The sequence below is a fragment of the Roseateles sp. GW821-FHT09H10 genome (assembly GCF_059415865.1).
Map to the genome: position 1 here is coordinate 1 of NZ_JBWKOB010000002.1, position 23,458 is coordinate 23,458.

Genomic DNA, 23,458 nt, shown 5'->3' on the forward strand with positions numbered 1-23,458 from the left:
GCCGTGGCGGCGCCCACGCCGGTTGCCGCCGCGCCTCAGGCCGCCCCTGAACCCGAGCCCGAGCGCGCACCCGTCGTGCTCGCCTCAGCGGCACCCACGCCGGCACCCGCCCCCGCGGCGCCGCTGGCCGTCGCCGCCCGAGCCGCCGAGCCGCCGCCCAAGCCCGCCGAGGAAGAGACCGAGGAGCCGCTGCGGCTGCTGGCCAAGGTCGAGCCGGCCATCCCGCGCCAGATGACGCAGGCGGGCAACTTCCGCAACGGCTTCGCGCAGGTGCAGTTCACCGTCGGCACCGATGGCTCGGTCCAGCAGGCCTCGGTCATCAAGGCCAGCCACTCACGCCTGGGCACGGCGGCCGTGGACGCGGTGAAGCAATGGCGCTTCGCGCCCATCCGCAAATCACGCGATGCCGCCGTCGAAGTCGCCTTCAAAAGCGACAGCGACTGACTTCAACTTCAGGCGTCCACGGGTTGACGCCGGGCCCAGGGCCGGGGATGCTGCTGCAGAGCCGTTAGAAGTCCTGCGGCCACCATAAGGGAGTCCCCATGTCCATCCGTTTGCTGGCCCGCATGCTTGCGGGCATTGGTCTTTGCGCTGCCGCTTTCGCAGCCTCGGCCGCCGGCCCCTATTCCAGCCTGGTCGTCTTCGGAGACAGCCTCTCCGACAGCGGCAACAACTATCTGCTGTTGTCTCAGGCCCCCGGCGGGCTGCCGCCGGTGGACATCACGGGCGACGGCTACTACAGCAAGATCCCGTCGCTGGCCGGCACCTACTCCAACGGCCCGGTCTGGACCCAGTACTTCGCCCAATCGCTGGGCCTGACCCTGGCACCTGCGCTGGCGGGCGGCACCAACTTCGCCTTCGGCGGCGCGCAGACCGGCGTGAACGGCGGCGAGATCCCGCAGCTGCCGGGCTTCCCGTACAGCATGACCACCCAGCTCGGCATGTATCTGGGTGCCACCGGCAACCACGCCGACCCCAACGCCCTCTACATCGTCGCCGGCGGCGGCAACAACATCCGTGAGGCGCTGGAAGCCATTGGCGAGGGCGCCGATCCCAACGCGACGGCGGCCGCCACGGTGGCCAGCTATGCCGCCGACATGGCCGGCATCGTCGGCAGCCTGAAGCTGGCCGGCGCCCAGCATGTGCTGGTGCTGAACACGCCCAACTTCGGCCTCACGCCGCTGGCCAACGCCATGGGCGTCGGCGTCCAGGCCTCGCAGCTGAGCTTCGCGATGGACGCAGCGCTCACCAGCGCGCTGGCCGGCAGCGGCGCGCAGATCTTCGACATGTACGGCTTCATGACGAATGCCGTGGGCAATGCCGCGCAGCTGGGCTTCAGCAACTGGACCAATGCCTGCGGCGCCACCGGCAGCAGCTGCGACCTGAACACCGCCTTGTTCTGGGACGGCATCCACCCCACCGCCATGGCCCATCAGCAGCTCGCCGCCGCCGTCTTCGCGGCGGCCGTGCCCGAGCCGGACATCGTGGCGCTGTTCGCTGTCGGCCTGGCCATCGTCGCCCTAGGCGCTCGGCGTCGGGCAGGCCTCCAGCAGGGCTGACATTGCTTCCAGGAACACCCGGGTGCGCAGCGGCATCAGCCGCCGCTCCGGGAAGACGGCCCAGGCCGTCGAGCCGGGCAGGTGCCAGTCCGGCAGCAGGCGCTGCAGGCGGCCGAACTCCAGCGAGTGCTGCACCAGCAGCCGGTCGACACCGGCGATGCCGACGCCGCGCAAGGCCATCTGCGCCAGCACGCTGGGCGAGTTGGCCTGGGTGCGCTGCACCGGCTTGACGACGACGGCCTCGCCGCTGTCCTCGCCCAGGCGGCTCAGGCGCCAGGGCACGGCCTCGCCGGTGCGGCTCATCAGCATCAGCCCGTGCATGCTCTCCAGCGCCTGCGGCAGCAGCGGCTCGCCGACACGCGCCAGATAGCCCGGCGAGGCATACAGCCCCCAATACGTCGTCGCCAGCCGCCGCGCGGCCAGCTGGCTGTCCTCGTCCAGCGCCCCCATGCGGATGGCGAGGTCGAAGCCCTCGCCGATGATGTCCACGCGGCGCGGCGTCAGGTCCAGCTCCAGCTGCACCTCGGGGTAGTTCAACGCGAACTCGGCCAGCATGCCGCCGGCCACCTGCTCGGCGAAGTCCGCCGGCATGCTGACGCGCAGCCGGCCGCTGGGCTTGCGCTGGCGGTGCAGGGCCAGGGCCAGAGCGCCATCCACCTCGGCCGCCACGACACGGGCATGCTCCAGCACGCCCGCGCCGAAATCCGTCAGCGCCAGCTTGCGCGTGGAGCGCTGCAGCAGCTTCTCGCCCAGGCGCGTCTCCAGCGCCGCAATGCGCCGCGACACCGTGCTCTTGGGCCAGTGCACGCGCTCGGCGGCGCGGCTGAAGCTGCCGGCTTCCATGACGCGGGCAAACAGCAGCAGATCATCGGCATCAGGTTCCATCTGAGTTCTCCTTGAGTCGTGGCCGTGGTGCCTGAGCTGCGGGACGAGCGACGGGCCTGCCATGGGCCAGAGGCCCATGGCCTTCCGTAGGCACAAGCAGTCCGCAGGGACTGCTTGTGTCCGACTTCAGTTCACCCAGCCGGCCCGCCTGGGGCGATGTGCTTGCCGGTCAATCCGGCAAGCATCGCCATCCCCTCGGGGGATCGGCCAAAGTCCTCCTTGGACGAGGGGCGGCGTTCCATCAGTGGAACAATCTTATGCAAATCAGCGGCTTCTGGTGCTGAGCGAGCAATCCTAGAGTTCATCCCATCGCAACCGACCCTTACCGGAGCCCCAGATGAACATCCTGCAAATCAACGCCAGCGCCCGCCGTGCCACCGACGACCAAGGTTCGGTCTCGACCCGCCTGGCCAATGAACTGACCGCCGGCCTGCGCGCCGCGACGCCCGCCGCCACCGTCACGGTGCGCGACCTGACGCTGACGCCCCAGCCCGTGCTGGACGAGGTCGCCCTGGGCGCCCTGTTCACGCCGGCCGACCAGCGCACGCCCGAGCAGGCTGCCCGCGTCGCCCTGGACGACACCCTGATCGCCGAGCTGCAGGCCGCCGACACCGTCGTCATCGGCGTGCCCATGTACAACTTCAACGTCACGGCCCAGTTCAAGAACTGGATCGACGCCGTGGCCCGCGCCGGCGTCACCTTCAAGTACACCGAGAAGGGCCCCGTCGGCCTGCTGACCGGCAAGAAGGTCTACATCGTCACCAGCCGCGGCGGCATCCACCGCGATCAGCCCAGCGACCAGATGACGCCCTATCTGCGCACCGTGCTGGCCTTCCTGGGCATGACCGATGTCGAGTTCGTCTACGCTGAAGGCATGGCCTTTGCCGCCGAACAAGGTCTGGCCAACGCCCGCGCACAAATCACCGAACTGCTTGCAGCCTGAACCTGAGGCCCCTCGTCCAAGGAGTAGCTTGGCCGGGACGGCCCGAATCAACTGAAAGGAACACCGTGAACACCGTCGCCACTTCCCTGTTGAACCAACCGCGCGAGGTCGAACGCCTTGTCGCCGGTCAGCCGACCAGCGACGGTGCCGGCGTCAAGCTCAATCGCGTGCTGACGCAGAACCTGCAGCGCCGCCTCGATCCCTTCCTGATGCTGGACGCCTTCGGCACGGACAACCCCGACGACTACATCGCCGGCTTTCCCGACCACCCGCACCGGGGCTTCGAGACCATCACCTACATGCTCAACGGCCGCATGCGCCACCGCGACTCGGCCGGCAACGAAGGCCTGATCAGCGATGGCGGCGTGCAATGGATGACGGCCGGCCGCGGCGTCATCCACAGCGAGACGCCCGAGCAGAACGCGGGCCGCATGGCCGGCTTCCAGCTCTGGCTCAACCTGCCCGCCAAGGACAAGATGCAGGCACCCTGGTACCGCGACGTCGCGAGCCACGAGGTGCCCGAGTTCGAGCGTGAAGGCGTGAAGGCCCGCGTCATCGCCGGTGCCAGCCATGGCGTGGCGGGCGCCGTGCAGCGTGACCACACCGAGCCCCTCTACCTGGACCTGCACTTCGCGCCGGGTGCGCGCTTCGAGCAGCTGCTGCCGCCCGAGTTCAATGCCTTCGTCTATGTCTACGAAGGCGCCTTGAAGTTCGACAGCGGCTGCCTGCAGCCCGAGGGCCGCATGGCCATCCTGGCCAACACGCCGGGCAGCGACGGCGTGCGCCTGCAGGCCGGTGACAAGCCCACCCGCGCCCTGCTGATCGCCGGCAAGCCGCTGGGCGAGCCCATCGCCCAGTACGGCCCCTTCGTCATGAACAGCGAAGCCGAACTGGTGCAGGCCGTGCGCGACTTCCAGGCCGGGCGGCTGGCCTGAGCGGTCCTAGCCGGCCTTGCGGGCTCCGCGCCGCGCGAGGCCGGCCAGCCCGAGTGCCAAGGGCGTCAGCAGCAGCGCGGCCGGCTCGGGGACGGCGAGCGTCGCGTTGAGGCGGAAGTCGTCCATGTGGATGCGGTCGTTGCCGCCATTCGGGAACACGCCCACCAGGATGGCCCCGTAGAAGGCCGTGTCGCTGACCAGGCCGATGAAGCCGTTGGCGGCCGAGGTGTCGATGGCCTGCAGGGCCAGGGACGTGCTGACCAGATTGATCGAATCCACATCGCCGCTCAGGTAGTTGAAGCTGAGGGCGAACACGTCGGACACGTTGAGGCGCCAGGCGAGGCTGGCCACGCCGTTGGAAGCCGAAGAGCCACCCAGGTCGGTGATGGTGTCGATGGCGTGCAGCACCGAGGTGCCGCAGCTGCCCGGCGACGACGCATCGGTGCAGCTGCCGAAGGTGGCCTCCGGCATGAAGCTCGCGCCGGAGACCGTGGCATTGGCGCCGCCCGAGAAGTCGGTGTAGGCCCGCGTGGCGCCCACGGCGGCGAGGTAGGCAGCCTCGTTGGTGTAGACCACGACGCCCGCCTGGGCGACCAGCCATGAGGCCAGCAAGGCAAGGCCCGCCAGCAGCTTGGAGAGGAAGGGCATACGGACTCCCGGTGCACGCCACGAAGGCGGCGCGTCGCCGCGATGCTCAAGGCGCTGCCCGAGAGGGTCAATCCCAAGCCAGCCAGCAACTTGACCACCCATTCAGGTGGGGCGCCGAACTTGAATCCTGCCGCTGCGTCGCCTGCGCCCCGGCGGCCACAATGCCCGGCATGGACCGTCTGCAAGCCATGGAAGTCTTCGTCGCCGTCGTCGACAACGGCGGCTTCGCCAGCGCGGCGCGCAAGCTGGACCTGTCCGCTCCCGTCGTCACGCGTGCCGTGGCCGAGCTGGAGGAGCGCCTGGGCGTGCGGCTGCTGACGCGCACGACCCGCAGCGTCCGCGTGACCGAGGCCGGTGCCCGCTATGCCGAGGACTGCCGGCGCATCCTGGCCGACGTCGGCGACTCCGAAGCCGCCACCAGCGGCAGCCGCAGCCAGCTCAAGGGCCTGCTCAGCGTCACGGCGCCGGTGCTGTTCGGCAATCTGCATGTGACGCCCATCGTGGCGGACTATCTGCAGCGCTACCCCGACGTCGATGCGCAATGCGTCTTCGTCGACCGTGTCGTCAACCTCGTCGATGAGGGCCTGGACGTGGCCGTGCGCATCGGCGAGCTGCCGGACTCGTCGCTGCGGGCCATCGGCGTCGGCCGGGTCAGGCGCATGCTGGTGGCCTCGCCCGCCTACCTGGCCGCGCACGGCCGTCCTGAGCGCCCGGAGGCGCTGGCCGGCCATCAGCTCATCCACCCCATCCAGGTGGCGCCCTATCCCGAGTGGCGGCTCGCGGAAGCCGGCCGCCCGCTGGTGCAGCGCATCCAGCCGCGCCTGCGCACGACGACCAACGATGCGGCCCGCTCCTTCGCGCTGGCGGGCCTGGGCATCGCGCGCCTGCTCAGCTACCAGGCGGCCGATGCGCTGGCGCGCGGCGAGTTGCTGCCCTTGCTCGAAGCCTTCGAGCCCGCGCCCCTGCCCGTGCACATCGTGCATCACGAGGGCCGGCACATGACGCAGAAGGTGCGCGCCTTTGTCGACCTGGCGGTGGACAGCCTGCGCGCGAATCCGGCATTGCGTTAGCGGTTCTGCGGCGCCCAGTCGCGAAAGCGCCAACGCAGGGGCAGCGCGTCGCGCAGCCAATAGCCCTCGTCCAGATGGAAGCGCCAGGCGCGCTCGGCGTTGGCGAGTCCCGCCAGTTCCGGTCCGTCCCAGACGATCTCGGCACGGCCCGTCAGCGTCAGCAGGTCGCCGTTCTCGAAGTCGATGAAGAGCAGGCCGGCGCGGCCGTCGATCTGCAGATTGCCCAGCGTCATGAACATGCGGTTGCCGGAGTAGTCGGGCACGAGCAGCGTGCTCTCATCCTCCTGCATGACAAAGCCCGCCGGACCGCCGCGATGCGACACGTCCGCGCCGGCCGTGTCCGCATGCGTGGCCACGAACAAGGTATCGGCCGCGGCAATGAACCACGCCGCATCGCCGTTCAGGCTGTCCACCCGCTCGATGGCCCGAGGTCGCGTGTCGGCGGCATCCCGCACCCATTCGAACTCGCGGCCCTGGATGTATTGCGGGCAGTTGCCCGTCGTCTGCTGCACACGCAATCGCAGGCCATCGCCACCCGCCTCCTGCAGCTCGCCATTGACGCGGTTGCGCCGCCGCGTGTGCAGCTCGATGCCCAGCAGGCCCAGCGCTGCGCCCGGCTTCATGCCGGCGGTGGCCGGGTCGCCCGCGATGGGTTGCGCGTCGAAGGTCAGGTGCCAGGCGTCCGGCGCCTGCACAAAGCCGGGCTGCCCCACCAGCAGCGTGGCCCAGGGCCGGCCGGCCGCGTCGACACTGCCCGCCAGCATGAAGGGCAGCTGCTCGTAGAAGCGCTGGTGCTGCTCGGGCATGTGGTCGCGCACGACCTTGCGGCCGATCTCGTCCATGCGCTCAGCGACGCCGAGGCGCGACTGCACGGCCACTTCGCCGGCGTGGAAAGGGGCGGTGTCCATGGCGTTCAGGCAGCGGCGCGCAGGCCGGCGGGCGTGGTCTTGAAGGGCACGAAACCCGGCAAGGTTTCGATGCGCGCCAGCCAGGCGCGCAGCGCCGGATAGGGCGCCAGGTCCACATTGCCCTCGGGCGCGTTGACGATATAGCTGTAGCCGGCAATGTCGGCCAGCGTGGCGTGATCGCCAACCAGGAAGGGTCGGCGCGACAGTTCGCCCTCCATGACCTTGAACAGGCCATGGGCACGCGCGATGACTTCGTCGGCGTTGAAGGGCGCCTTGAACACGGTGACCATGCGCGCCGCCGCCGGGCCATAGGCGATCAGGCTGGATGCGACCGACAGCCAGGCCTGCACGGCGGCGCGGCCGGCCGGGTCCTGCGGCAGCCAGCGGCCGCTGGCGTCGTATTTGCTGGCCAGGTAGACCAGGATGGCCGTGCTGTCCCAGACGGGATGGCCGTCATCCTCCAGCAGCGGCAGCTGGCCGAAAGGATGGCGGGCGATGAACTCGGGCGTCTTGTGCGTGCGGGCCGCGAAGTCCACGTCGATCAGCTCATGCGGCAGGCCCAGCAGGGACAGGGCGAGCTCGGCGCGATGGGCGTGGCCAGAGAGGGCGTGACGGTAGAGCTTGAGGGTGGGCATGGAAGGCTCCGTTGAGATGAAGCCACTGTGCCGAGTGGCGCGCCGCGGCGAAACGGCGCGCGCCGCAACTCATTCTTTCCGCCGCGGACGACAGTCCTCAGGCCAGCCGGCGCCCCACCAGCACCAGGTCCTTCTCGACGCCCTCCAGCCGCGCCACGCGCGGCATCAAGCCCCAGCGCTCGAAGCCCATGGACTCGAACAGGCGCGCGCTGGCCGTGTTGGACGAGAAGAGGGTCGCCGTCAGTGTCTCGATGCCGAGCGCGGGAGCGCGCGCGATGGCCTGTTCGAGCAGAAATCGCCCCAGCCCGCGACGCTGATAGTCGGGGTGCAGATAGATGGCCAGGTCGGCCGTGATGAAGTAGCCCGGCCTCTCGTTCATGAAATGGAAGAAGCCGAGGTAGCCGATGGCGCCCTGGCCCGGCAGCTCGCTGTCTTCGGCCACCCACAGCGGCCGGTGATCAGGCGTGTGGGCCTCGAAGGAGGCGCGGCGCTTGTCCACGGTGGTGGGATCCAGGTCGCAGCTGCACGTGCGCGTGGCGACGGCGAAGTTGTAGATCTCGACGATGCGTGGCAGGTCGTCGGCGACCGCGTCCCGGTATTGATAGGCCATCGGCCAAGCCTAGCGGCACCAGGGCAAGATGGCGCCATGGACAACCCGCAACGCCGCCACAGCCCCGCCGCCGAACGCAACGGCCCGCCCATCCTCGCGGCCCTGCAGCGCCTGCTGCCCGCCTCGGGCCTGCTGCTGGAGATTGCCAGCGGCACGGGCCAGCACGCGGCCTTCCTCAGCGCAGGCCTGCCCGGCTGGCAATGGCAGCCCAGCGATTTCGACGCCGCCGCCCCGCCCTCCATCGCCGCCTGGTGCGAAGGTCTGGAACGCGTTCGCCCGCCGGTCACGCTGGACGTGCTCGATGCCGACTGGCCTGGTGTGCCGGCTCAGGTCGATGCGATCTACTGCGCCAACATGATCCACATCGCGCCCTGGGCCTGCACGGCGGGGTTGATGCAGGGCGCCTCGCGGCATCTCGCAGCACAGGGGCTGTTGATCACCTACGGTCCGTATCTGACCGACGGCGAACCCACGGCGCCGAGCAATCTCGCTTTCGATGCCGACCTGCGCGCGCGCAATTCCGCCTGGGGCATCCGGCGCCTGGGCGACGTTGAGGCGGAAGCGGCCAAGGCCGGGCTGAAGCTGCGTGAACGCCTGGACCTGCCGGCCAACAACAAGCTGCTGGCCTGGATACGTGCGCAGCCGTGACTGCGATGTACGTTTGCGGAGCTCGCGCCCTATCGCTGCATTGCCGGGAGTCCGTCCCGGCAGCCGGGTAACTTGCTTCTGCGGAGCCAGAAGAAAGTCACCAAAGAAGATGCCCTGATCCGCACTCTGGCGAGATGGCGCCAACAGCGGCGCGCGAAAACAAGCAGCGCCATTGCGGGCCGACGCGACCCGCTTCGCTCTCGCGTCCGACTTGTCATCAGCGGCGCTCATCGCCGCATCGCACCTGTGAACGCCGGCTGCACGCCGTGCTCACGAGGAGCAGCCAACGCAGCGTCGGGCGGATTCCGGCGGCACTGCATCGGGTCGAGAGGCTCTTCACAGGGCTTCCCAGTGCATTGCATCGTTGGGGTTCACGTGGCTCACCCCAACCTACCTACGACGCAGCCAACAAGCTTCATCTTCCTGACCAGCGACAAGCCCCGCTATCTGACGGGGCAGTCGCTGGCAATGGATGGGGGCATGACGGCGACGTGAGCCGCTGCTAGCCTGTGCCGGCTCGCCGCGGCTTCAGATGCAGCGGCAGGCCGGCTGGCAGGCACAGTTCGGGCCGCATGCGCAGCCGGTGGAAACCGCTGCAGCGGCAGCCAGTTGGGTCGCGAGCGACTGGCAGCCGCAGGTGCAGGAGGCGCCGGGGCAGTTGCTGCAGCGGCAGGCGGGGGTGGTGTTGGTTTGCATGGATAACTCCGTGAGGTGAACAAGATGCGGACCGGTTTGTCCGTGGAAAGAATTCTGCGAATTGCAGGTCTTGGCGGCTTGAACGAAACGGCTGACTTGCGCGGTCGCGGCGGCATACGCTGATGGCGACGAGCAAGCCCATCGTCGGCATCGGCCGCGTGCTGCTGTGGAGTGGTGGCAGCCTGTGGATAGGCCGCGCCGGCGGGCGGGCCGAGGCCCATTCACATCACGCCATCCAGATCTCGATGGCACTCAGCGGGCGGCTTCGTCTATGCACCGGCGACCAAGCTTGGCGGGCGCACATCCTGGCAATGGTTCGCCCTCATGCGCGCCATCAGTTCGATGGCAGCGGCGAAACGGTGGCACAGATATTTGTCGAGCCTGAGACCATGCAGGGCCGGGCATTGCTTCAGCAGCATGACGCGGCGACAGCCATCGTCGATCTGCCCAGCGAGGCCATCCAGTCTCTGCTCGCGGCCTTGCTCCAGGCATTCGAAGGCAATGCGCCCGACGAGGCTCTCATTGCCATCAGTCATCGCATCGTCGCCGCACTGTGCGGGCAGGCTGCGCCTGTGCTCAGCGTGGATCCGCGCATCAGCCGGGCCATCGAGTTCATGCGGGCGCATCTGGCCGAGCGGGTGACGCTTGCGCAAACCGCCGCCGCAGCGCATCTGTCACCCAGCCGTTTCCGCCACCTGTTCGTCGCCCAGACCGGCATGTCGCTGCGCGCCTATCTGCTGTGGGCCCGCGTCGAAGCCGCCGTCGGCGCGGCGATGGCAGGGCAGTCATGGACGGAAGCGGCGCAGGATTGGGGGTTCGCGGACTCGGCCCATCTCAGCCGGACCTGCCGGAGGATGTTCGGCATTGCGCCGACGATGTTGGTCAGGCCGTAAAGGCGAACGATCGCAGCATCGCAGGCCTCACCACTGGCCGTCCGCCGGCGGCTTGATGACGGTTTTCAGGAACTCGAAGTACTTGGGCTTCTCGGCCGCGAAGATGCCCTTCCCGGCGCCCATATAGGCCCTGGTCAGCTCGTCTGCGGCACGCTCGCGGTTGCCAAGTTCAAGCTGTGCCTGCCCCAGGCGCAGGTGAATGAACGGATTGCCGATGGCATCGGGGCAATGCATCGCATCGCTCAGTGCGTTCTTCGCCTTCTCATGGTGGCCGCCCAGGAAGTTCGCATCCCCGATGGCAGCCAACAACCAGGTACAGGCCTTCCACTGCGTCTTGGGTTCGGGCAGCATGTTCCACGCTTCCACATAGCGCCCGACAGCCTCCCGGTACTTCGCTTGCGCCGCCAGCTTGTCCCCTTGATCGGAAAGCGTCGAGACCTTGCCGTGAATCTCGGTCGGCAGCTCCGGTGCGGCTTTCTTGTCGTCAGCCGATCCGAGCATCGGAGCCATCAGGAGCACCAGCGCTCCCAGCGTGCGAGTCGCGATCCCAAGCAGGTGGTTCATGGTTTCCTGGCGTGACGAGACACGCAGCTAGTCCTTGCGGCCCGCACCGAGGTAGGTCTCGATCACCCTCGGATCCGCCGCCAGTTGATCCGCCGGCCCGCTGAGCCCGAACTCGCCGGTCTCCAGCACATGGCCGTGGTCGGCGACGCGCAGGGCCGCGCGGGCGTTTTGTTCGACGAGCAGGATGCTGACGCCGGTGGCGCGCAGGTCCTCGACGATGCTGAAGATCTCGCGCACGATCAGCGGCGCCAGGCCCAGGCTGGGCTCGTCCAGCATCAAGAGCTTGGGCTGGCCCATCAGCGCGCGGCCCAGGGCGAGCATCTGGCGTTCGCCGCCACTCAAGGTGCCGGCCGCCTGCCGGCTGCGTTCCTTGAGCCGCGGGAAGCGGGCATAGACGCTCTCGAGCCCATCGCGCCAGCGCCTGTCGCCCAGCTTCTTGGGCCGCCAGCCGCCGAGCAGCAGGTTGTCCTCGACGGTCATCGTGCCGAAGAGCTCGCGCTTCTCGGGCACCAGGGCCAGGCCGGCCAGCACGCGCTCTTCCAGCGTCAGGCGGGCGATGTCTTCGCCGGCAAAACGCAGGCTCTGGCTGCGCGACGGGATCAGGCCCATCAGGGCGCCGAGCAGCGTGGACTTGCCGGCGCCGTTGGGGCCGATGACGGTGACGACGCTCTTCTCCTGCGCCGCCAGGCTCAGCCCATGCAGCACCTCGGCGCGGCCATAGCCCGCATGCAGGTCCACAACTTCGAGGAGAGCGCTCATTCGTCCGCTCCCAGATAGGCGGCGCGCACGGCCGGGCTGGCCTGCACCTCGGCCGGCGTACCGTCCATCAGATAACGGCCGAACTCCATGACGACGATTCTGTCGGTCAGCTTCATGACGAAGTCCATGTCGTGCTCGACCAGCAGCAGCGACAGGCCCTCGGCCTTCAGCTGCCTCAGCACCTCGGCGAGCGCTTCCTTCTCCTTGTGGCGCAGGCCCGCGGCGGGTTCGTCCAGCAGCAGCAGCGACGGGTCGCTGGCCAGGGCGCGGGCGATCTCGACGAGGCGCTGCGGCCCGAGGGCGAGGTTGCCGGCCAGCTCATGGGCTTGTTCGCCCAAGCCGATGCGGCGCAGCTGGCGCAGGGCCTCAGCGCGGGCCTGCATCTCCTCGGCGCGGTCCAGGCCCAGCATGGCGGCCAGCGTGCCGCTTCGGGTGCGCAGATAGCAGCCCAAGGCGACGTTCTCCAGCACCGTCATGTCGGGCACCAGCTTCACATGCTGGAAGGTGCGGGACAGGCCGGCGCGGGCGATGTCGCGGCTCTCGCGGCCGTCGACGCGCTGTTGCCCAAGCTCGACCTCGCCGCTGGTGAGCGGCAGCACGCCGGAGACGAGGTTGAAGGTCGTGCTCTTGCCCGCGCCATTGGGGCCGATGAGGCCGACGATGTCACCGGCCTTGATGGCGAAGCTGATGTCGTTGACGGCGACCAGGCCGCCGAAGGTCTTCCTGATCTTGCGCACGTCCAGCAGCGGCACACCGGGCTGCGGATGGCTGCGCGCGCTCAGGCGCGGCGCGTTCTCGTCGACCGCCTTGGCGCCACGCGCCGGCAGCCAGCGCGCGATCAGCGGCCACAGGCCATCGGGGGCAAAGCGCAACACCAAGACCAGCACGATGCCGAAGACGATGATCTCGTAGTTGCCCGAGCCGCCGAAGATCATCGGCAGCCAGACCTTGAGCTGGTCCTCGGCGAGCTTGACCAGGGCCGCGCCGGTGAAGGCGCCGCCCACCGTGCCGATGCCGCCGATGACGGCCATGAAGAGGTATTCGATGCCGAACTTGATGCCGAAGGGCGAGGGGTTCACGCTGCGCTGCATGTGCGCATACAGCCAGCCCGACACGGACGCCAGCAGGGCCGCGACGACAAACATGATGAGCTTGTAGCGGAAGGTCGAGGCGCCCATGGCCTCGGGCATGGTCGAGCCGCCGCCGCGGTTGGTATTCAGCGCGCGCATGATGCGGCCCGGCCGCGAGTCCAGCAGCCGCGTGACGCCAACGGCCGCGAGCAGGGCCGCGAGCCAGATCAGCAGATAGATGCGGCGCTCGCTCTGGAAGCTGAAATCGCCGATGGTGAGCGCCGGCAGGCCCAGCAGGCCGTCGTACTTGCCCAAGGCGTCCAGGTTGCCGATCAGGTAGTAGAGCGCCAGGCACCAGCAGATGGTGGCCAGCGGCAGGTAGTGGCCCGACATGCGCAGCGTCAGCACACCGATCAGCAAGGCCAGCACCAGCGTGATGGCGAGGCCCGCCACCAGGCCCAGCCAGGGCGACATTCCCAGCACCGTCGTCAGATAGCCCGTGGCGTAGGCGCCCACGCCGGCAAAGGCGGCCTGGCCGAAGGACGTCAGCCCGCCCACGCCGGTCAGCAGCACCAGGCCGAGCACGACGAGGGAGAACAGGCCGATGTAGTTGAGCTGGGTGATCCAGAAGTCGGGCACCGGCGCGAAGGGCAGCACCAGCATGACGACGGCGGCGACGGCCGCAAGGACGGAGCGATTCATCGTTCAATGCTCCTCGTGGTGCGGGTCCACGAAGGACCGCCAGAGGAGGATGGGCAGGATCACCGTGAAGACGATGACCTCCTTGAAGGCGCTGGCCCAGAAGGAGCCGAAGCTCTCGATGAGGCCGACGCCGAGGGCGCCGGCCAGCGCCATGGGAAAGCTGGCCAGGCCGGCGAAGACCGCGGCGACAAAGCCCTTGAGGCCGATCAGGAAGCCGGTGTCGTAATAGATGGTGGTCGACGGCGAGATCAGCAGGCCCGACAGCGCGCCGATGAAGGCGGCCATCGTGAAGCTCAGGGAGCCGGCGGCATCGCCCGAGATGCCCATCAGCCGTGCGCCGGTGCGGTTGACCGAGGTCGCGCGCAGGGCCTTGCCCACCAGGGTGCGCTCGAAGAAGACGAACAGGGCCACGATGAGAGCGATGGAGGCGCCGAAGATGATCAGCGTCTGGCCGGTGAAGCTCAGCGGGCCGACGTCAAAGCGCGCCTCCCAGAAGGCCGGCGTGCGATAGCCCTCGGCGCCGAAGAAGACCAGGCCGATGCCCGTCAGCGCGAAGTGCACGCCGACGGAGACGATCAAAAGGGTCAGCACGCTGGCCGCCGACAGCGCCCGGTAGGCCACACGGTAGAGCAGCGGCCCCATGGCCGTGACCAGGGCCAGCGTCATCAGCACCTGCACAAGCAGCGGCGCCTGCTGCGGCGCCATCCAGCGCACGAAGGCGGCAATCAGCAGCGGCGGGAGCACACCCGCCAGCAGCCGCGTGGCGATGCGTCGCGCCGGCCAGCGCTCGCGCACCGCCTGGATGCAGTCCAGCACCGCCGCCGCCGCCGCCAGCATCACCAGCAGCCACACCGTGCCCGGCACCTTGCCCATCTGCAGCGCCGCCAGCGTCAGCGCGCCGAAGGCGACGAACTCGCCCTGGGGAATGAAGATGACGCGGGTGACCGAGAACACCAGCACGAGGGCCAGCGCGACGAGGGCGTAGATGGCCCCGTTGGTCAGGCCGTCGAGGCCGAGGATGGCGGCAATGGTCAGGTCCATGGCGGCAGGTCGTGAAAGGCCTGCCCATGGTATCGGCGATTTGCCGACCGAACGGTCGGGAAATCACCCAGTGACGTCAGTCACCCGATTTGTCGGGGTGCTCGCGCGGCGTCTTGGCCAGCGTCCAGCGGCCGCCGCCGGTCAGCTTCAGCACGTGGCGGTGGAAGCCCGCCACGGCGGCACGGTGGGCGATGCTGATCAGCGTCGTGCCGCGCTCGGCCAGGCGCTGGTAGAGGCGCTTCTGGTTGGCGTCGTCCAACGCGCTGGTGGCTTCGTCCAGGATGGCCAGGCGCGGCGCATGCACCAGCAGGCGGGCGAAGGCAAGGCGCTGCTGCTCGCCGCCGCTGAGCAGCTTCTCCCAGTCCGCGCTGCGGTCCAGGCCGGCCTCGGCCTCGGCCAGGTGGCGCAGCTGCACCTCGTCGAGGATCTTCAGCAGGGCTTCGTCGTCGAGCTCGCTCTGGGTGCGGGGGTAGATGAGCTGGCTGCGCAGGCTGCCGGTCTGCAGATAGGGCCGCTGCGGCAGGAAGAAGACGTCCTCGCGCGGCGGATGCGAGACCTGGCCGCTGCCCTGGGTCCACAGGCCCGCGATGGCACGCAGCAGCGAACTCTTGCCGCAGCCGCTGGCGCCGGTGATGAGCAGGGAGCCGCCCTCGGGCACCTTCACCGACAGCTTCTCGACCAGCACGCGGTCACTGCCCGGCGCATGCACGGTGAGGTCCTTGATGTGCAGCTCCTTGCCCTCCTCGCGGGCGATGCCGGCCTCGGGCGGCGCGGCCTCGAGCACCTCGGCCATCACATGCAGGCGGTCGATGCCGGCGACGAAGCGCGACAGGCTCTCGAAGTTGTCGATGATCAGCGACACCGCGCCCAGCACGGCGGCGAAGGCGCCGCCCGCCTGCACGGCCTGGCCCACTTCCAGGCGTCCGCCGAGCACGTCGGCGGCCAGCACGACGGCGGGCACCAGCAGGCTGACCTGGCTGAAGCCGCGCTGGAAGAGATTGAGCGCGAACTGGGCGCGGATGAGCTTGCGCGTGTTCAGCAGGGCGGCACGCAGGCGCTGCTGCAGCTGGTGGCGCTCCTGTTCCTCGCCGCCGTAGAAGGCGATGGACTCGGCGTTCTCGCGCACCCGCATCAACCGGAAGCGGAAGTCGGCCTCGCGCTTGAGCTGCCAGTAGTTGAGGCGGATCAGCGGCCGGCCGAACAGGCCCAGGGACAGCAGGGTCCCAGCCAGCGCATAGACGACGAGGAAGCCGACCAGGGTGTGAGACAGCCCCCACAGCACCGCACTGAATGCCACCAGCTGCATCAGGGAGCCCAGCAGGATGAGCAGGAAGTGCAGGGAGCGGCTGGTGAAGGTGTTGATGTCGTCGGCGATGCGCTGGTCGGGGTTGTCGATCTCGTCGGCGGCCAGATGGAAATAGCGCCGCTCGCGCAGATAGCCGTCCAGGAAACGCTGCGTCAGCCATTTGCGCCAGTCATTGGCATAGGCGTCGCGGGCGTAGTAGTAGATGGCGAAGACGGGAACGGCGAAGGCGATGACCCACAGCATGTTGCGCACCGCGGTCCAGAAGCGGTCTTCATCGCGCGCGGCCAGCGCGGAGGTCAGCTCGCCCGTCTGGTTGTTCAGCAGCACCGCCAGCTGGGTCTCGGCCAGCATCAGCACGATCAGGCCAACGAGGAAGGCCCAGGCCCAGCGGCGCCGGTCGCCCATCCAATAAGGCTTGGCCACGGTCATGAAGCGTTGCAGCGCGGAGACGGGAGCGGCCATGAGAGAAGCTGTGAGTTATGTAATGAAGGCTAGCGAGCGCCAGGGCGCGCCCCTGTCGGACGGCACGCCGCGGCGAGCAAAGCAAAGGCGCTCTTGTGGGAGCGCAAAGCAAAGGCGCCCTCGTGAGGGCGCCTTCTTGCGGGTGTGAGGTCTGCGGCTCTTAGCCGGCGCGCGTCACCACCAGCTGGTTGTTGACCTGCTTCACGCCGTCCACGGCCTGGGCCAGCGTCGTCGCGCGTTCACGCGACTGCGGGTCGGGGGCCTGGCCGGACAAGGTCACCTGGCCGTCGCGGGTATCGACATTGATCTGCGTGGCCTTGAGCTTGTCGTCCACGGCCAGCGCCGCATTGACCTTGGCGGTGATGTTCATGTCCGACGAGACTTGGGCGGTGCGGTCCGCGGCCTGGCGCGCCGACATCTCGGCGTCGGCCACCAACTCGCGGCTTTCGCGCTTGGCATCGGCCACGGCGTTGTCGGCGCGCTGGCCGGCGCTCAGTTCATCGTCGGGCTGGCGGCTGCAGGCGCCCAGGGCGGCAGCCACGGTGAGGGCAGCCAGCAGCGGCAGGCGGGTGGTGAGCTGTTTCATGGCACGTCCTTTCAGTGCAAGGCCAGGAAGGCCGGTCTCCCAACTTTGGGCGCTGCGGGCGCCGCTGGATTTCGGCCCAGGCGCCGAATGCCTGTCGGACCGAGCCGACAAGGCCGGGTGCCAGCCGGTGTCCTACAGGCATGGAGGCCTTCGTCCCACATCGGCCGGCCTACCCCACCGCGAGCATCAGTCCATGAAAGTCGCCGTCAAAGTCGCCGGCGCCGTCGTGCTGGTCGCCGTGGTTGCCGTTGTCGGCATGGATCTCGCCGGTTGGCCCGGCTTGGCACCCTGGTTGGCCAAACGGGCCGACCGCGGCCTGGACATCGACAAGGGCGCCCGCGTTCACCTGCTGTGGAATCCCCGCGCGGAAGCCGGCGAGCTGCGCCTGCAAGGCAGCCGCGGCGAGAAGCTGGCCGAGGCCGGCACCGTTCGCGTGCAATGGTTCTGGCGCGACATCTGGGCTTGGCGCCACGGCGAGCCGCTGCGTCTGCGCCTCGTGCAGGCAGACACCCTGTCGCTGAACTGGCAGCGCGACGACGCCGGCCGCACGGCCTGGCCGGTGCAACCGCGTGGCGGCACCAGCCACGAGCCGGCGCCGCTGCCCAAGATCGACCATCTCGTGATCCGCCAGGGCACGGCCCGCATCGATGACGCCCCGCTGCAGCTGACGGGCGACGCCCGTTTCGCCACCCAGGCCGACGGACACTGGACCGCCGAGCTCAAGGGCAAGCTGCGCAAGCAGCAGCTGGCTCTGAAGGCCCAGGCCAGTGCGGGCCTCGCCCTGCTGGCGCCGGCGGAAGCCGACCAGCCCCCGGTGCGCCTGCGCGCCGAGCTGACGCAGGGCGACGGCCGCATCGCCTTCGACGGCACCGCGTCATCGCTGCTCGACGCCCGCGCGCTGGATGGCCAGTTGCAGGTGCGCGGCAACTCGCTGGCCGACATCGGCCGCCCCTTCGGCGTCACCTTGCCGAACACGCCGCCGGTGGACCTGGCCGGGCGGCTGCAGCATGCCTCTGGCGTCTGGCAGCTGAGCGGCACCAAGGCGCGCGTCGGCCGCAGCAATCTGGGCGGCGACTTCGCCTTCGACACCCGCCCGGCCCGGCCCCAGCTCAGCGGTCTGCTGCGCGGCGGCCCGCTGCGCCTGGCAGACCTGGGCCCGGCCGTCGGCACCGATGCGCCGCCCAGCCGCCCGGGCCGCGTGCTGCCCGACCGCCAGCTGGACATCCCGTCGCTGAAGGTGATGGACGCCCGCGTCGCCATCGCGCTCAGCCAGCTCGACCTCGGCACCGCCAACCTCGCGCCGCTGGCGCCCGTGAATGCCAGCCTGGTGCTGGAAAACGGCGTGCTGAACCTGAGCAACATCAACGCCGGCATCGCGGGCGGTGAGTTGTCCGGCTCCGCGCAACTGGACACGCGCGACAGCCCGCCGCTGTGGACCATAGGCCTGGACGTGCGCAACATGGCCATCGAGCAATGGCTGAAGTTCCAGACCAAGGCCCTCGCCGACAACCCCGTGACGGGGCGCCTGCGCGCCGACATCGACGTGAAGGGCCGCGGCCGCAGCACCGCCGAGCTGCTCGGCAGCCTGAGCGGTCCGGTGCGCCTGGAACTCGCCCGCGGCAGCGTCTCCCACCTGCTGACCGAGGCCGCGGGGCTGGACATCGCCCAAGGCCTGGGCGTGCTGCTGCGCGGCGACAAGAAGCTGGAACTGAACTGCGCGCGGCTGGACGGCAATTTCAAGGCCGGCGTGCTGCGCCCTCGCTCCGCCCTCATCGACAACAAGGACAGCCGCATCGACATCGACGGCCGCCTGAGCCTCAGCGACGAGACCCTGGACCTGCGCGTCGTCGCCAAGCCCAAGGATTTCTCGCTGCTGAGCCTGCGCTCACCAGTGCGCGTGCAGGGCACGCTGGGCGATCCGCGCGTGGCCCTGGAAGGCAAGGCCCTGGGCGGCAAGGCCATCGCCGCCATCGCCCTGGGCGCGCTGACGCCGCCGGCCGCCCTGCTGGCCTTCATCGACCCCGGTGAAGACCTGCCGCCGGTGAGCTGCGACGGGCCGGCGCCCGAAGCGCGGGCCGACGCCGCCCGGCCAGCTGTAACAGCGTCGGCGGCTTCCTACCCGGCAGCGCGGCAGAAGCCGGCACCCCGTCCCCAGGCCGCGCCCTAGATTAGCGATGCCAACAGCCCAAGGAGAAACCTCATGCTGCGTTACGCCATCATCTTCTTCGTCGTCGCCCTCGTGGCGGCCCTGTTCGGCTTTGGCGGCATTGCCGCCAGCGCCGCAGGTATTGCCCAACTGCTGTTCTACGGCTTCATCATCCTGGCCATCATCAGCCTGGTGGTGGGCCTGATCCGAAGGTAGCGAGTGAAGCGAAGCAAGGCGGCCCTGAGAATTCAGGGCCGCTTTGCTTGTCTGCCAAGGGATTTGAGTTGCGGGCCGAGCGCCGGGCCGCTCCCTAGCCGGCCCGCCTTGGGCGATGTGCTTGCGGCTCAATGCCGCAAGCATCGCCGTCCCCTCGGGGGACCGGTCAAGGTACTCCTTGGACGAGGGGCTTCAGGTCAGCGCCCGCGGTGAGGCTGCTCGTGGACGGCGTCCAGGAACTCGCGCAGCGTGCCGTTGCAAGGGCCCTGCGGGCACAGGAACAGGCCTTCGGCTTCGGCCGGAACATCGCTGGGGAAGCCCAGGGTACCCAGGGAATTCAGTGCATCGCCGCACAGGGCCACGGTGCGGCCGCAGCGCCAGGCCATCTTCAGCAGGGCTTGCAGGCGGGCGCAGCCGGTGGGCGCGGCCCAGGCGTCGGAGTTCAGCACGATGAGGCCGTCGGCCCAGTCGGCCGCGACCGGCGGTTCGCCGAACTCGTCGTCCAGGCGCCAGTCCAGCCGGTGCACGCGGCGGTCGCCCGCCAACACCTGAAGGTCGTCTTCGCAGGTCTGCATGACGTCCGCCGTGCCGATGACGCAGATCAGCACATCGCCCGCCTGAGAGGGAGCCTTCCGCAGTTCGGGCGGGCAATCCGTGGTGATGTTCATGGTGGTCTCCGCAGCATGAGGATGCTGCAACTCTCGCGCCGCCCTCTCGCCCACCCCGTGAGCCTGCGGCGCGACGCCGCGTAGGACGGCATGCCAGCGCTGCTGACAGGCTTTGGGCAGCTTCTCCCGCACACTGTCATCCCATGCCTGAGACCACCGCCGCCGCCCGCTTCACCCCTTACCAGCGCTTTGCCACCGGCCTGCTGACGCTGCTGCAGTTCGCCGTCATCCTGGACTTCATGATCATGTCGCCGCTGGGCGCCATGATCATGCCGGCCATGGGGATGACGGCGCAGCAGTTCGGCCTCGTCGTGTCGGCCTATGCCTTCAGCGCTGGCATCTCCGGCATCCTGACGGCCGGCTTCGCCGACCGCTTCGACCGCAAGAAGCTGCTGCTGTTCTTCTATGCCGGCTTCCTGCTCGGCACGCTGTGGTGCGGCCTGGCAACCAGCTTCGAGTCCCTGCTGCTGGCGCGCATCGTGACCGGGCTGTTCGGCGGCGTCATCGGCTCCATCGTCATGGCGATTGCCGCCGACCTCTTCGAGCCGGCGCTGCGCGGCCGCGTCATGGGCCTGCTGCAGGGCGGCTTCGCGGCAAGCCAGGTGCTGGGCCTGCCCTTCGGCCTGTATCTCGCCACGCACTGGGACTGGCACGCGCCTTTCCTGGCCCTGGTGGCCTTCGGCGCCGTCGGCGGCCTGTTCATCGCCTGGAAGATGCAGCCGGTGGACGCCCATCTGAAGCTGAGGAACGACCGCAGCGCGTTCGCCCATCTTTGGCACACGGTGGCCGTGAAGCGCCATCTGCATGCTTTCCTGATCACGGCCCTGCTGACGACGGGCGGCTTCATGATCATGCCCTTCGCCAGCGCCTTCTCGGTGGCCAACGTGGGCATCGACCTGGAGCACCTGCCCATCGTCTACCTCGTTACCGGCATCAGCACCATGTTCGTCGCGCCTCTCGTGGGGCGCCTCACCGATCGCCTCGGCCCGCTGCCGGTCTTCCTGACGGGCAGCGCCGTCACCATCGCGATGGTTGCCATCTACACCCGGCTGGGGCCCTCATCGCTGACGACACTGGTCGTCATCAACGTCGTCATGTTCGCCGGCATCTTCTCGCGCATGGTGCCTTGGCAGGTCATCGTCGCCGGCATCCCGGCGCCCGAGCAGCGCGGCGCCTTCACGGCCATCAACGCGGCGCTGCAGCAGCTGGCCGGCGGGCTGGCGGCCCTGATCTCGGGCCATATCGTGACGATTGCGGCCGACGGCAGGCTGGAGCAGTTCCCCGTGGTGGGCAATGTGCTGATAGCCACGACGCTGATCGTCTGCGTGCTGCTGTGGCAGCTGCAGAAAAGCGCGCCTAAGAAAAGTCCACGGTGACGAGCAGGCCGCGCCCATCCGGGCCGCTGTCCAGCGCGATGCTGGCGCCATTGCGGGCCGCGGCCCGCTCGGCAATGGCCAGGCCCAGGCCGCTGCCGCTCTGGGCTTGGCCGGGGATGCGGTAGAAGCGCTCGAAGACGCGCTGGCGCAGGCCTTCGGCGATGCCCGGCCCCTGGTCGCTGAAGCTCAAGGAGCAGGCACCGCTCCCCCGCGCCGCGAGGCGAACCGCGATGCGGCCGTTCTCCGGCGAATACTTGATGGCATTGCTGATCAGGTTGTCCACCAGGGCCCAGACCGTCTCCTGGTGCAGGGGGCGCTCGCAGGGCGAGTCGGCGTGGAAATCGATCTCGATGCCGCGCTGCAGGGCCAGCGGCGCTGCGGCAGCGAGGCGGTCGCGCACCAGGGTCTCCAGCGACAGCAGCGGCAGGGCCTCGTCCTTGTCCGAGCGCGCCCGCTCCAGCGACAGCAGCTGCTGCACCAGATGATTGGCCCGCGCCACGCCGTCGCGCAGGCCGGCGCTGACTTCGGCATGGCGCTGCGCATCGCCATTGGGCGATTGCAGCAGATGGGCATTGATCTGGATGGCCGCCAGCGGCGTCTTCAGCTCATGGGCCGCATCGGACAGGAACTCATGCTCGTGCTCGATGCGCCGCCGCAGCCGCGCCATCAGGTGGTTGATGGCCGTGACCAGGGGCGAGAGTTCACGGTAGGTCGAATCCGGCAGGGGCGTCAGGTCCTGGGCCGAGCGGTTCTCGATGGCCGAGGCAAAGGCCCGCAGGGGTTTCAGGCCCATGCCGATGATGAACCAGGCCGGCAGCAGCAGCAGGGGCAGGCTGAAGATGGTCGAGCGCAGCAGGAAGCTGACGCCCGAGAAGCTCAGCATCCAGCGGTCGTCCACTTCATGGCTGCGCTCGACGACCAGGCCGCTGGCCGCGTCACGCTCGACGGCCTGCACCCAGGCATTGCCCTCATGGTCGGTCCCCGGCAGGGGCAGCGCATCGGGCAGCGCCGGCATGGAGTTGTAGACCAGTTCGCCGCCCCGCCAGACGCGCACGCGCACCTGGGAGTGGTAGTCGAGCTGGCGGAACATCTCGGCGCGCACGGCCTCCAGCCCCTCGGCGGCGGGCCGCAGTCGCGCCGGACGGTCGGCGATGTCGGCCAGGTGCATCAGCAGCTCGCGCGCATGGGCCGAGTTCTCGCTGGCCGTGCGCGAGCGCTGGGTCTCGCGCGCCTCCCAGGCCACATAGAGGAAGCCGCCGAGAGCGACAAACAGGATGACCGCGCTGAAGCCGAACAGCAGGCGCCGGAACAGCGACTGCTCAGCCGGCACGGTCGCTCTGCATCATGTAGCCGACGCCGCGCACGGTGCGGATGTGGCCGTCGCCGATCTTCTTGCGCAGATTGGAGATGTGCACGTCCAGCGTCGCGCCGTCGCTGAAGGGCAGCACGCGGCGCTCCAGCTCGGCGCGGGTCAGCACGCGGTCGCTCTGCTTCATCAGCGTCAGCAGCAGCGCGTACTCGGTCTTGGACAGGGTGATGGCCGTGCCGTCCAGCGTCACGCGCATGCGCTTCTCTTCCAGCGCCAGGTTGCCGAAGTTCCACAGCGCCTCGGCCTCGCCATGGGCACCGCTGCGGCGCAGGATGGCGCGCAGCCTCACCAGCAGCTCGGGGATCTCGAAGGGCTTGATGAGATAGTCGTCGGCGCCGTTGTCGAAGCCCTTGAGGCGGTCCTGCAGGCCGTCGCGCGCCGTGATGATGAGGACGGGCACCGTCAGGCCCGCGGCGCGCAGGCGCTTGAGCACCTCGTTGCCATCGCCATCGGGCAGGCCGAGGTCGAGCAGCACGGCGTCGAAATCCTCGGCCTGCAGCCGCTCGACGGCGTCATTCGCCATGCGCACCCAGACCACCTCGTGGCCCTCGTCCTTGAACACCGTCAGCAGGGCCTGGCCGATGTTGAGGTCGTCTTCGATCAGATAGATCTTCACGCCAAGAAGTCTAGCGGCGCATGCCCTGACTGTGGCTTGGGCGAAACGCGCAGCCGGCCGCGCCGACGGCCCACAAAGCCGATGGATAAAGGCCAAACACAGAATCTTCAGGATTTCTTCAGCGCCGTTCGATTGTTTTCTATAGGC

General features: G+C 69.0%; 24 protein-coding genes. 10 read left to right on the top strand and 14 right to left on the bottom strand.

The window, feature by feature from the left end; all coding sequences use genetic code 11:
* Both AC07OY_RS07875 and AC07OY_RS07880 read left to right on the top strand, forming a co-directional pair.
* The coding region (locus AC07OY_RS07875; protein ID WP_495041998.1) for a TonB family protein at positions 1-444 on the top strand (444 nt) is incomplete at its 5' end.
* Positions 445-542: 98 nt separating this feature from the next.
* A complete protein-coding gene (locus AC07OY_RS07880) occupies positions 543-1,559 on the top strand; it encodes an SGNH/GDSL hydrolase family protein (protein ID WP_495041999.1) in 1,017 nt (338 codons plus the stop codon).
* On the opposite strand, the gene AC07OY_RS07885 is transcribed toward AC07OY_RS07880, so the two are convergent.
* Positions 1,521-2,444, bottom strand: coding sequence for a LysR family transcriptional regulator (locus AC07OY_RS07885; RefSeq protein WP_495042000.1), 924 nt, complete (start codon positions 2,442-2,444; stop codon positions 1,521-1,523). The genes AC07OY_RS07880 and AC07OY_RS07885 overlap by 39 nt on opposite strands.
* A gap of 337 nt (positions 2,445-2,781) precedes the next feature.
* Here AC07OY_RS07885 and AC07OY_RS07890 point away from each other — a divergent pair, with 337 nt between their 5' ends.
* A complete protein-coding gene (locus tag AC07OY_RS07890) occupies positions 2,782-3,387 on the top strand; it encodes an FMN-dependent NADH-azoreductase (RefSeq protein WP_495042001.1) in 606 nt (201 codons plus the stop codon).
* A 65-nt stretch (positions 3,388-3,452) separates the two neighbouring features.
* Complete coding sequence (locus tag AC07OY_RS07895) at positions 3,453-4,322, top strand: pirin family protein (RefSeq protein WP_495042002.1); 870 nt, start codon at positions 3,453-3,455, stop codon at positions 4,320-4,322.
* Positions 4,323-4,328: 6 nt separating this feature from the next.
* Here AC07OY_RS07895 and AC07OY_RS07900 read toward each other — a convergent pair whose 3' ends face one another.
* Positions 4,329-4,970 carry a hypothetical protein gene (locus AC07OY_RS07900; RefSeq protein WP_495042003.1) on the bottom strand — a complete coding sequence of 214 codons (642 nt, stop codon included), beginning with the start codon at positions 4,968-4,970 and terminating at the stop codon, positions 4,329-4,331.
* A gap of 170 nt (positions 4,971-5,140) precedes the next feature.
* Between AC07OY_RS07900 and AC07OY_RS07905 the strand changes: the two genes are divergently transcribed.
* On the top strand, positions 5,141-6,040 hold the full coding sequence (locus AC07OY_RS07905) for a LysR family transcriptional regulator (protein ID WP_495042004.1): 900 nt from the start codon (positions 5,141-5,143) through the stop codon (positions 6,038-6,040).
* Here AC07OY_RS07905 and AC07OY_RS07910 read toward each other — a convergent pair.
* The 3 genes from AC07OY_RS07910 to AC07OY_RS07920 all read right to left on the bottom strand — a co-directional run bounded on the left by AC07OY_RS07910 (position 6,037) and on the right by AC07OY_RS07920 (position 8,193).
* A complete protein-coding gene (locus AC07OY_RS07910; protein WP_495042005.1) occupies positions 6,037-6,948 on the bottom strand; it encodes a pyridoxamine 5'-phosphate oxidase family protein in 912 nt (303 codons plus the stop codon). The two genes, AC07OY_RS07905 and AC07OY_RS07910, sit on opposite strands and share 4 nt — an antisense overlap.
* Positions 6,949-6,953: 5 nt before the next feature.
* Positions 6,954-7,583 carry a glutathione S-transferase family protein gene (locus AC07OY_RS07915; protein ID WP_495042006.1) on the bottom strand — a complete coding sequence of 210 codons (630 nt, stop codon included), beginning with the start codon at positions 7,581-7,583 and terminating at the stop codon, positions 6,954-6,956.
* A 97-nt stretch (positions 7,584-7,680) separates the two neighbouring features.
* On the bottom strand, positions 7,681-8,193 hold the full coding sequence (locus AC07OY_RS07920; RefSeq protein ID WP_495042007.1) for a GNAT family N-acetyltransferase: 513 nt from the start codon (positions 8,191-8,193) through the stop codon (positions 7,681-7,683).
* A gap of 36 nt (positions 8,194-8,229) precedes the next feature.
* Here AC07OY_RS07920 and AC07OY_RS07925 point away from each other — a divergent pair, with 36 nt between their 5' ends.
* Both AC07OY_RS07925 and AC07OY_RS07930 read left to right on the top strand, forming a co-directional pair.
* Positions 8,230-8,841, top strand: coding sequence for a DUF938 domain-containing protein (locus AC07OY_RS07925; protein WP_495042008.1), 612 nt, complete (start codon positions 8,230-8,232; stop codon positions 8,839-8,841).
* A gap of 818 nt (positions 8,842-9,659) precedes the next feature.
* Entirely contained in the window at positions 9,660-10,430 is a 771-nt protein-coding gene (locus tag AC07OY_RS07930) for a helix-turn-helix domain-containing protein (protein WP_495042009.1), read from the top strand.
* Between the two features lie 27 nt (positions 10,431-10,457).
* Here the strand turns inward: AC07OY_RS07930 and AC07OY_RS07935 are convergent, their stop codons facing one another.
* From AC07OY_RS07935 to AC07OY_RS07960, 6 genes are all read right to left on the bottom strand, one after another.
* On the bottom strand, positions 10,458-10,994 hold the full coding sequence (locus AC07OY_RS07935; RefSeq protein ID WP_495042010.1) for a tetratricopeptide repeat protein: 537 nt from the start codon (positions 10,992-10,994) through the stop codon (positions 10,458-10,460).
* A 27-nt stretch (positions 10,995-11,021) separates the two neighbouring features.
* Positions 11,022-11,753, bottom strand: a complete 732-nt coding sequence (locus AC07OY_RS07940) for an ABC transporter ATP-binding protein (protein ID WP_495042011.1) — start codon at positions 11,751-11,753, stop codon at positions 11,022-11,024.
* Positions 11,750-13,525, bottom strand: a complete 1,776-nt coding sequence (locus AC07OY_RS07945; RefSeq protein ID WP_495042012.1) for a branched-chain amino acid ABC transporter ATP-binding protein/permease — start codon at positions 13,523-13,525, stop codon at positions 11,750-11,752. Before AC07OY_RS07945 ends, AC07OY_RS07940 begins: the two co-directional genes overlap by 4 nt.
* Positions 13,526-13,528: 3 nt before the next feature.
* Positions 13,529-14,566 (bottom strand): branched-chain amino acid ABC transporter permease, encoded by a 1,038-nt coding sequence (locus tag AC07OY_RS07950; protein ID WP_495042013.1) that lies wholly within the window; start codon positions 14,564-14,566, stop codon positions 13,529-13,531.
* Positions 14,567-14,642: 76 nt separating this feature from the next.
* Positions 14,643-16,334 carry an ABC transporter ATP-binding protein/permease gene (locus AC07OY_RS07955; RefSeq protein WP_495042014.1) on the bottom strand — a complete coding sequence of 564 codons (1,692 nt, stop codon included), beginning with the start codon at positions 16,332-16,334 and terminating at the stop codon, positions 14,643-14,645.
* Positions 16,335-16,494: 160 nt separating this feature from the next.
* Positions 16,495-16,920 (bottom strand): BON domain-containing protein, encoded by a 426-nt coding sequence (locus tag AC07OY_RS07960; protein WP_495042015.1) that lies wholly within the window; start codon positions 16,918-16,920, stop codon positions 16,495-16,497.
* A 193-nt stretch (positions 16,921-17,113) separates the two neighbouring features.
* Here AC07OY_RS07960 and AC07OY_RS07965 point away from each other — a divergent pair, with 193 nt between their 5' ends.
* Together AC07OY_RS07965 and AC07OY_RS07970 are read left to right on the top strand one after the other, a co-directional pair.
* Positions 17,114-19,087: an AsmA family protein gene (locus AC07OY_RS07965; RefSeq protein WP_495042016.1), complete on the top strand. Its 1,974-nt coding sequence runs from the start codon at positions 17,114-17,116 to the stop codon at positions 19,085-19,087.
* Positions 19,088-19,120: 33 nt separating this feature from the next.
* The gene (locus tag AC07OY_RS07970; protein ID WP_310264112.1) at positions 19,121-19,282 is read left to right on the top strand and encodes a DUF1328 domain-containing protein; all 162 of its coding nucleotides are present in this window, start codon (positions 19,121-19,123) and stop codon (positions 19,280-19,282) included.
* Positions 19,283-19,479: 197 nt separating this feature from the next.
* Here AC07OY_RS07970 and AC07OY_RS07975 read toward each other — a convergent pair whose 3' ends face one another.
* Positions 19,480-19,950 (bottom strand): hypothetical protein, encoded by a 471-nt coding sequence (locus AC07OY_RS07975; protein ID WP_495042017.1) that lies wholly within the window; start codon positions 19,948-19,950, stop codon positions 19,480-19,482.
* Between the two features lie 143 nt (positions 19,951-20,093).
* Here AC07OY_RS07975 and AC07OY_RS07980 point away from each other — a divergent pair, with 143 nt between their 5' ends.
* On the top strand, positions 20,094-21,326 hold the full coding sequence (locus AC07OY_RS07980; protein ID WP_495042018.1) for an MFS transporter: 1,233 nt from the start codon (positions 20,094-20,096) through the stop codon (positions 21,324-21,326).
* Here the strand turns inward: AC07OY_RS07980 and AC07OY_RS07985 are convergent.
* Entirely contained in the window at positions 21,307-22,656 is a 1,350-nt protein-coding gene (locus AC07OY_RS07985) for an ATP-binding protein (RefSeq protein ID WP_495042019.1), read from the bottom strand. The genes AC07OY_RS07980 and AC07OY_RS07985 overlap by 20 nt on opposite strands.
* Positions 22,646-23,311 carry a response regulator transcription factor gene (locus AC07OY_RS07990; RefSeq protein WP_495042020.1) on the bottom strand — a complete coding sequence of 222 codons (666 nt, stop codon included), beginning with the start codon at positions 23,309-23,311 and terminating at the stop codon, positions 22,646-22,648. Before AC07OY_RS07990 ends, AC07OY_RS07985 begins: the two co-directional genes overlap by 11 nt.
* Positions 23,312-23,458: the final 147 nt, after the last annotated feature.

Coding starts and splice junctions, on each gene's coding strand:
- AC07OY_RS07880 (WP_495041999.1), top strand. CDS start 543: ATGTCCATCCGTTTGCTGGCCCGCATGCTTGCGGGCATTGGTCTTTGC.
- AC07OY_RS07885 (WP_495042000.1), bottom strand. CDS start 2,444: ATGGAACCTGATGCCGATGATCTGCTGCTGTTTGCCCGCGTCATGGAA.
- AC07OY_RS07890 (WP_495042001.1), top strand. CDS start 2,782: ATGAACATCCTGCAAATCAACGCCAGCGCCCGCCGTGCCACCGACGAC.
- AC07OY_RS07900 (WP_495042003.1), bottom strand. CDS start 4,970: ATGCCCTTCCTCTCCAAGCTGCTGGCGGGCCTTGCCTTGCTGGCCTCA.
- AC07OY_RS07905 (WP_495042004.1), top strand. CDS start 5,141: ATGGACCGTCTGCAAGCCATGGAAGTCTTCGTCGCCGTCGTCGACAAC.
- AC07OY_RS07910 (WP_495042005.1), bottom strand. CDS start 6,948: ATGGACACCGCCCCTTTCCACGCCGGCGAAGTGGCCGTGCAGTCGCGC.
- AC07OY_RS07915 (WP_495042006.1), bottom strand. CDS start 7,583: ATGCCCACCCTCAAGCTCTACCGTCACGCCCTCTCTGGCCACGCCCAT.
- AC07OY_RS07920 (WP_495042007.1), bottom strand. CDS start 8,193: ATGGCCTATCAATACCGGGACGCGGTCGCCGACGACCTGCCACGCATC.
- AC07OY_RS07925 (WP_495042008.1), top strand. CDS start 8,230: ATGGACAACCCGCAACGCCGCCACAGCCCCGCCGCCGAACGCAACGGC.
- AC07OY_RS07930 (WP_495042009.1), top strand. CDS start 9,660: ATGGCGACGAGCAAGCCCATCGTCGGCATCGGCCGCGTGCTGCTGTGG.
- AC07OY_RS07935 (WP_495042010.1), bottom strand. CDS start 10,994: ATGAACCACCTGCTTGGGATCGCGACTCGCACGCTGGGAGCGCTGGTG.
- AC07OY_RS07940 (WP_495042011.1), bottom strand. CDS start 11,753: ATGAGCGCTCTCCTCGAAGTTGTGGACCTGCATGCGGGCTATGGCCGC.
- AC07OY_RS07945 (WP_495042012.1), bottom strand. CDS start 13,525: ATGAATCGCTCCGTCCTTGCGGCCGTCGCCGCCGTCGTCATGCTGGTG.
- AC07OY_RS07950 (WP_495042013.1), bottom strand. CDS start 14,566: ATGGACCTGACCATTGCCGCCATCCTCGGCCTCGACGGCCTGACCAAC.
- AC07OY_RS07955 (WP_495042014.1), bottom strand. CDS start 16,334: ATGGCCGCTCCCGTCTCCGCGCTGCAACGCTTCATGACCGTGGCCAAG.
- AC07OY_RS07960 (WP_495042015.1), bottom strand. CDS start 16,920: ATGAAACAGCTCACCACCCGCCTGCCGCTGCTGGCTGCCCTCACCGTG.
- AC07OY_RS07965 (WP_495042016.1), top strand. CDS start 17,114: ATGAAAGTCGCCGTCAAAGTCGCCGGCGCCGTCGTGCTGGTCGCCGTG.
- AC07OY_RS07970 (WP_310264112.1), top strand. CDS start 19,121: ATGCTGCGTTACGCCATCATCTTCTTCGTCGTCGCCCTCGTGGCGGCC.
- AC07OY_RS07975 (WP_495042017.1), bottom strand. CDS start 19,950: ATGAACATCACCACGGATTGCCCGCCCGAACTGCGGAAGGCTCCCTCT.
- AC07OY_RS07980 (WP_495042018.1), top strand. CDS start 20,094: ATGCCTGAGACCACCGCCGCCGCCCGCTTCACCCCTTACCAGCGCTTT.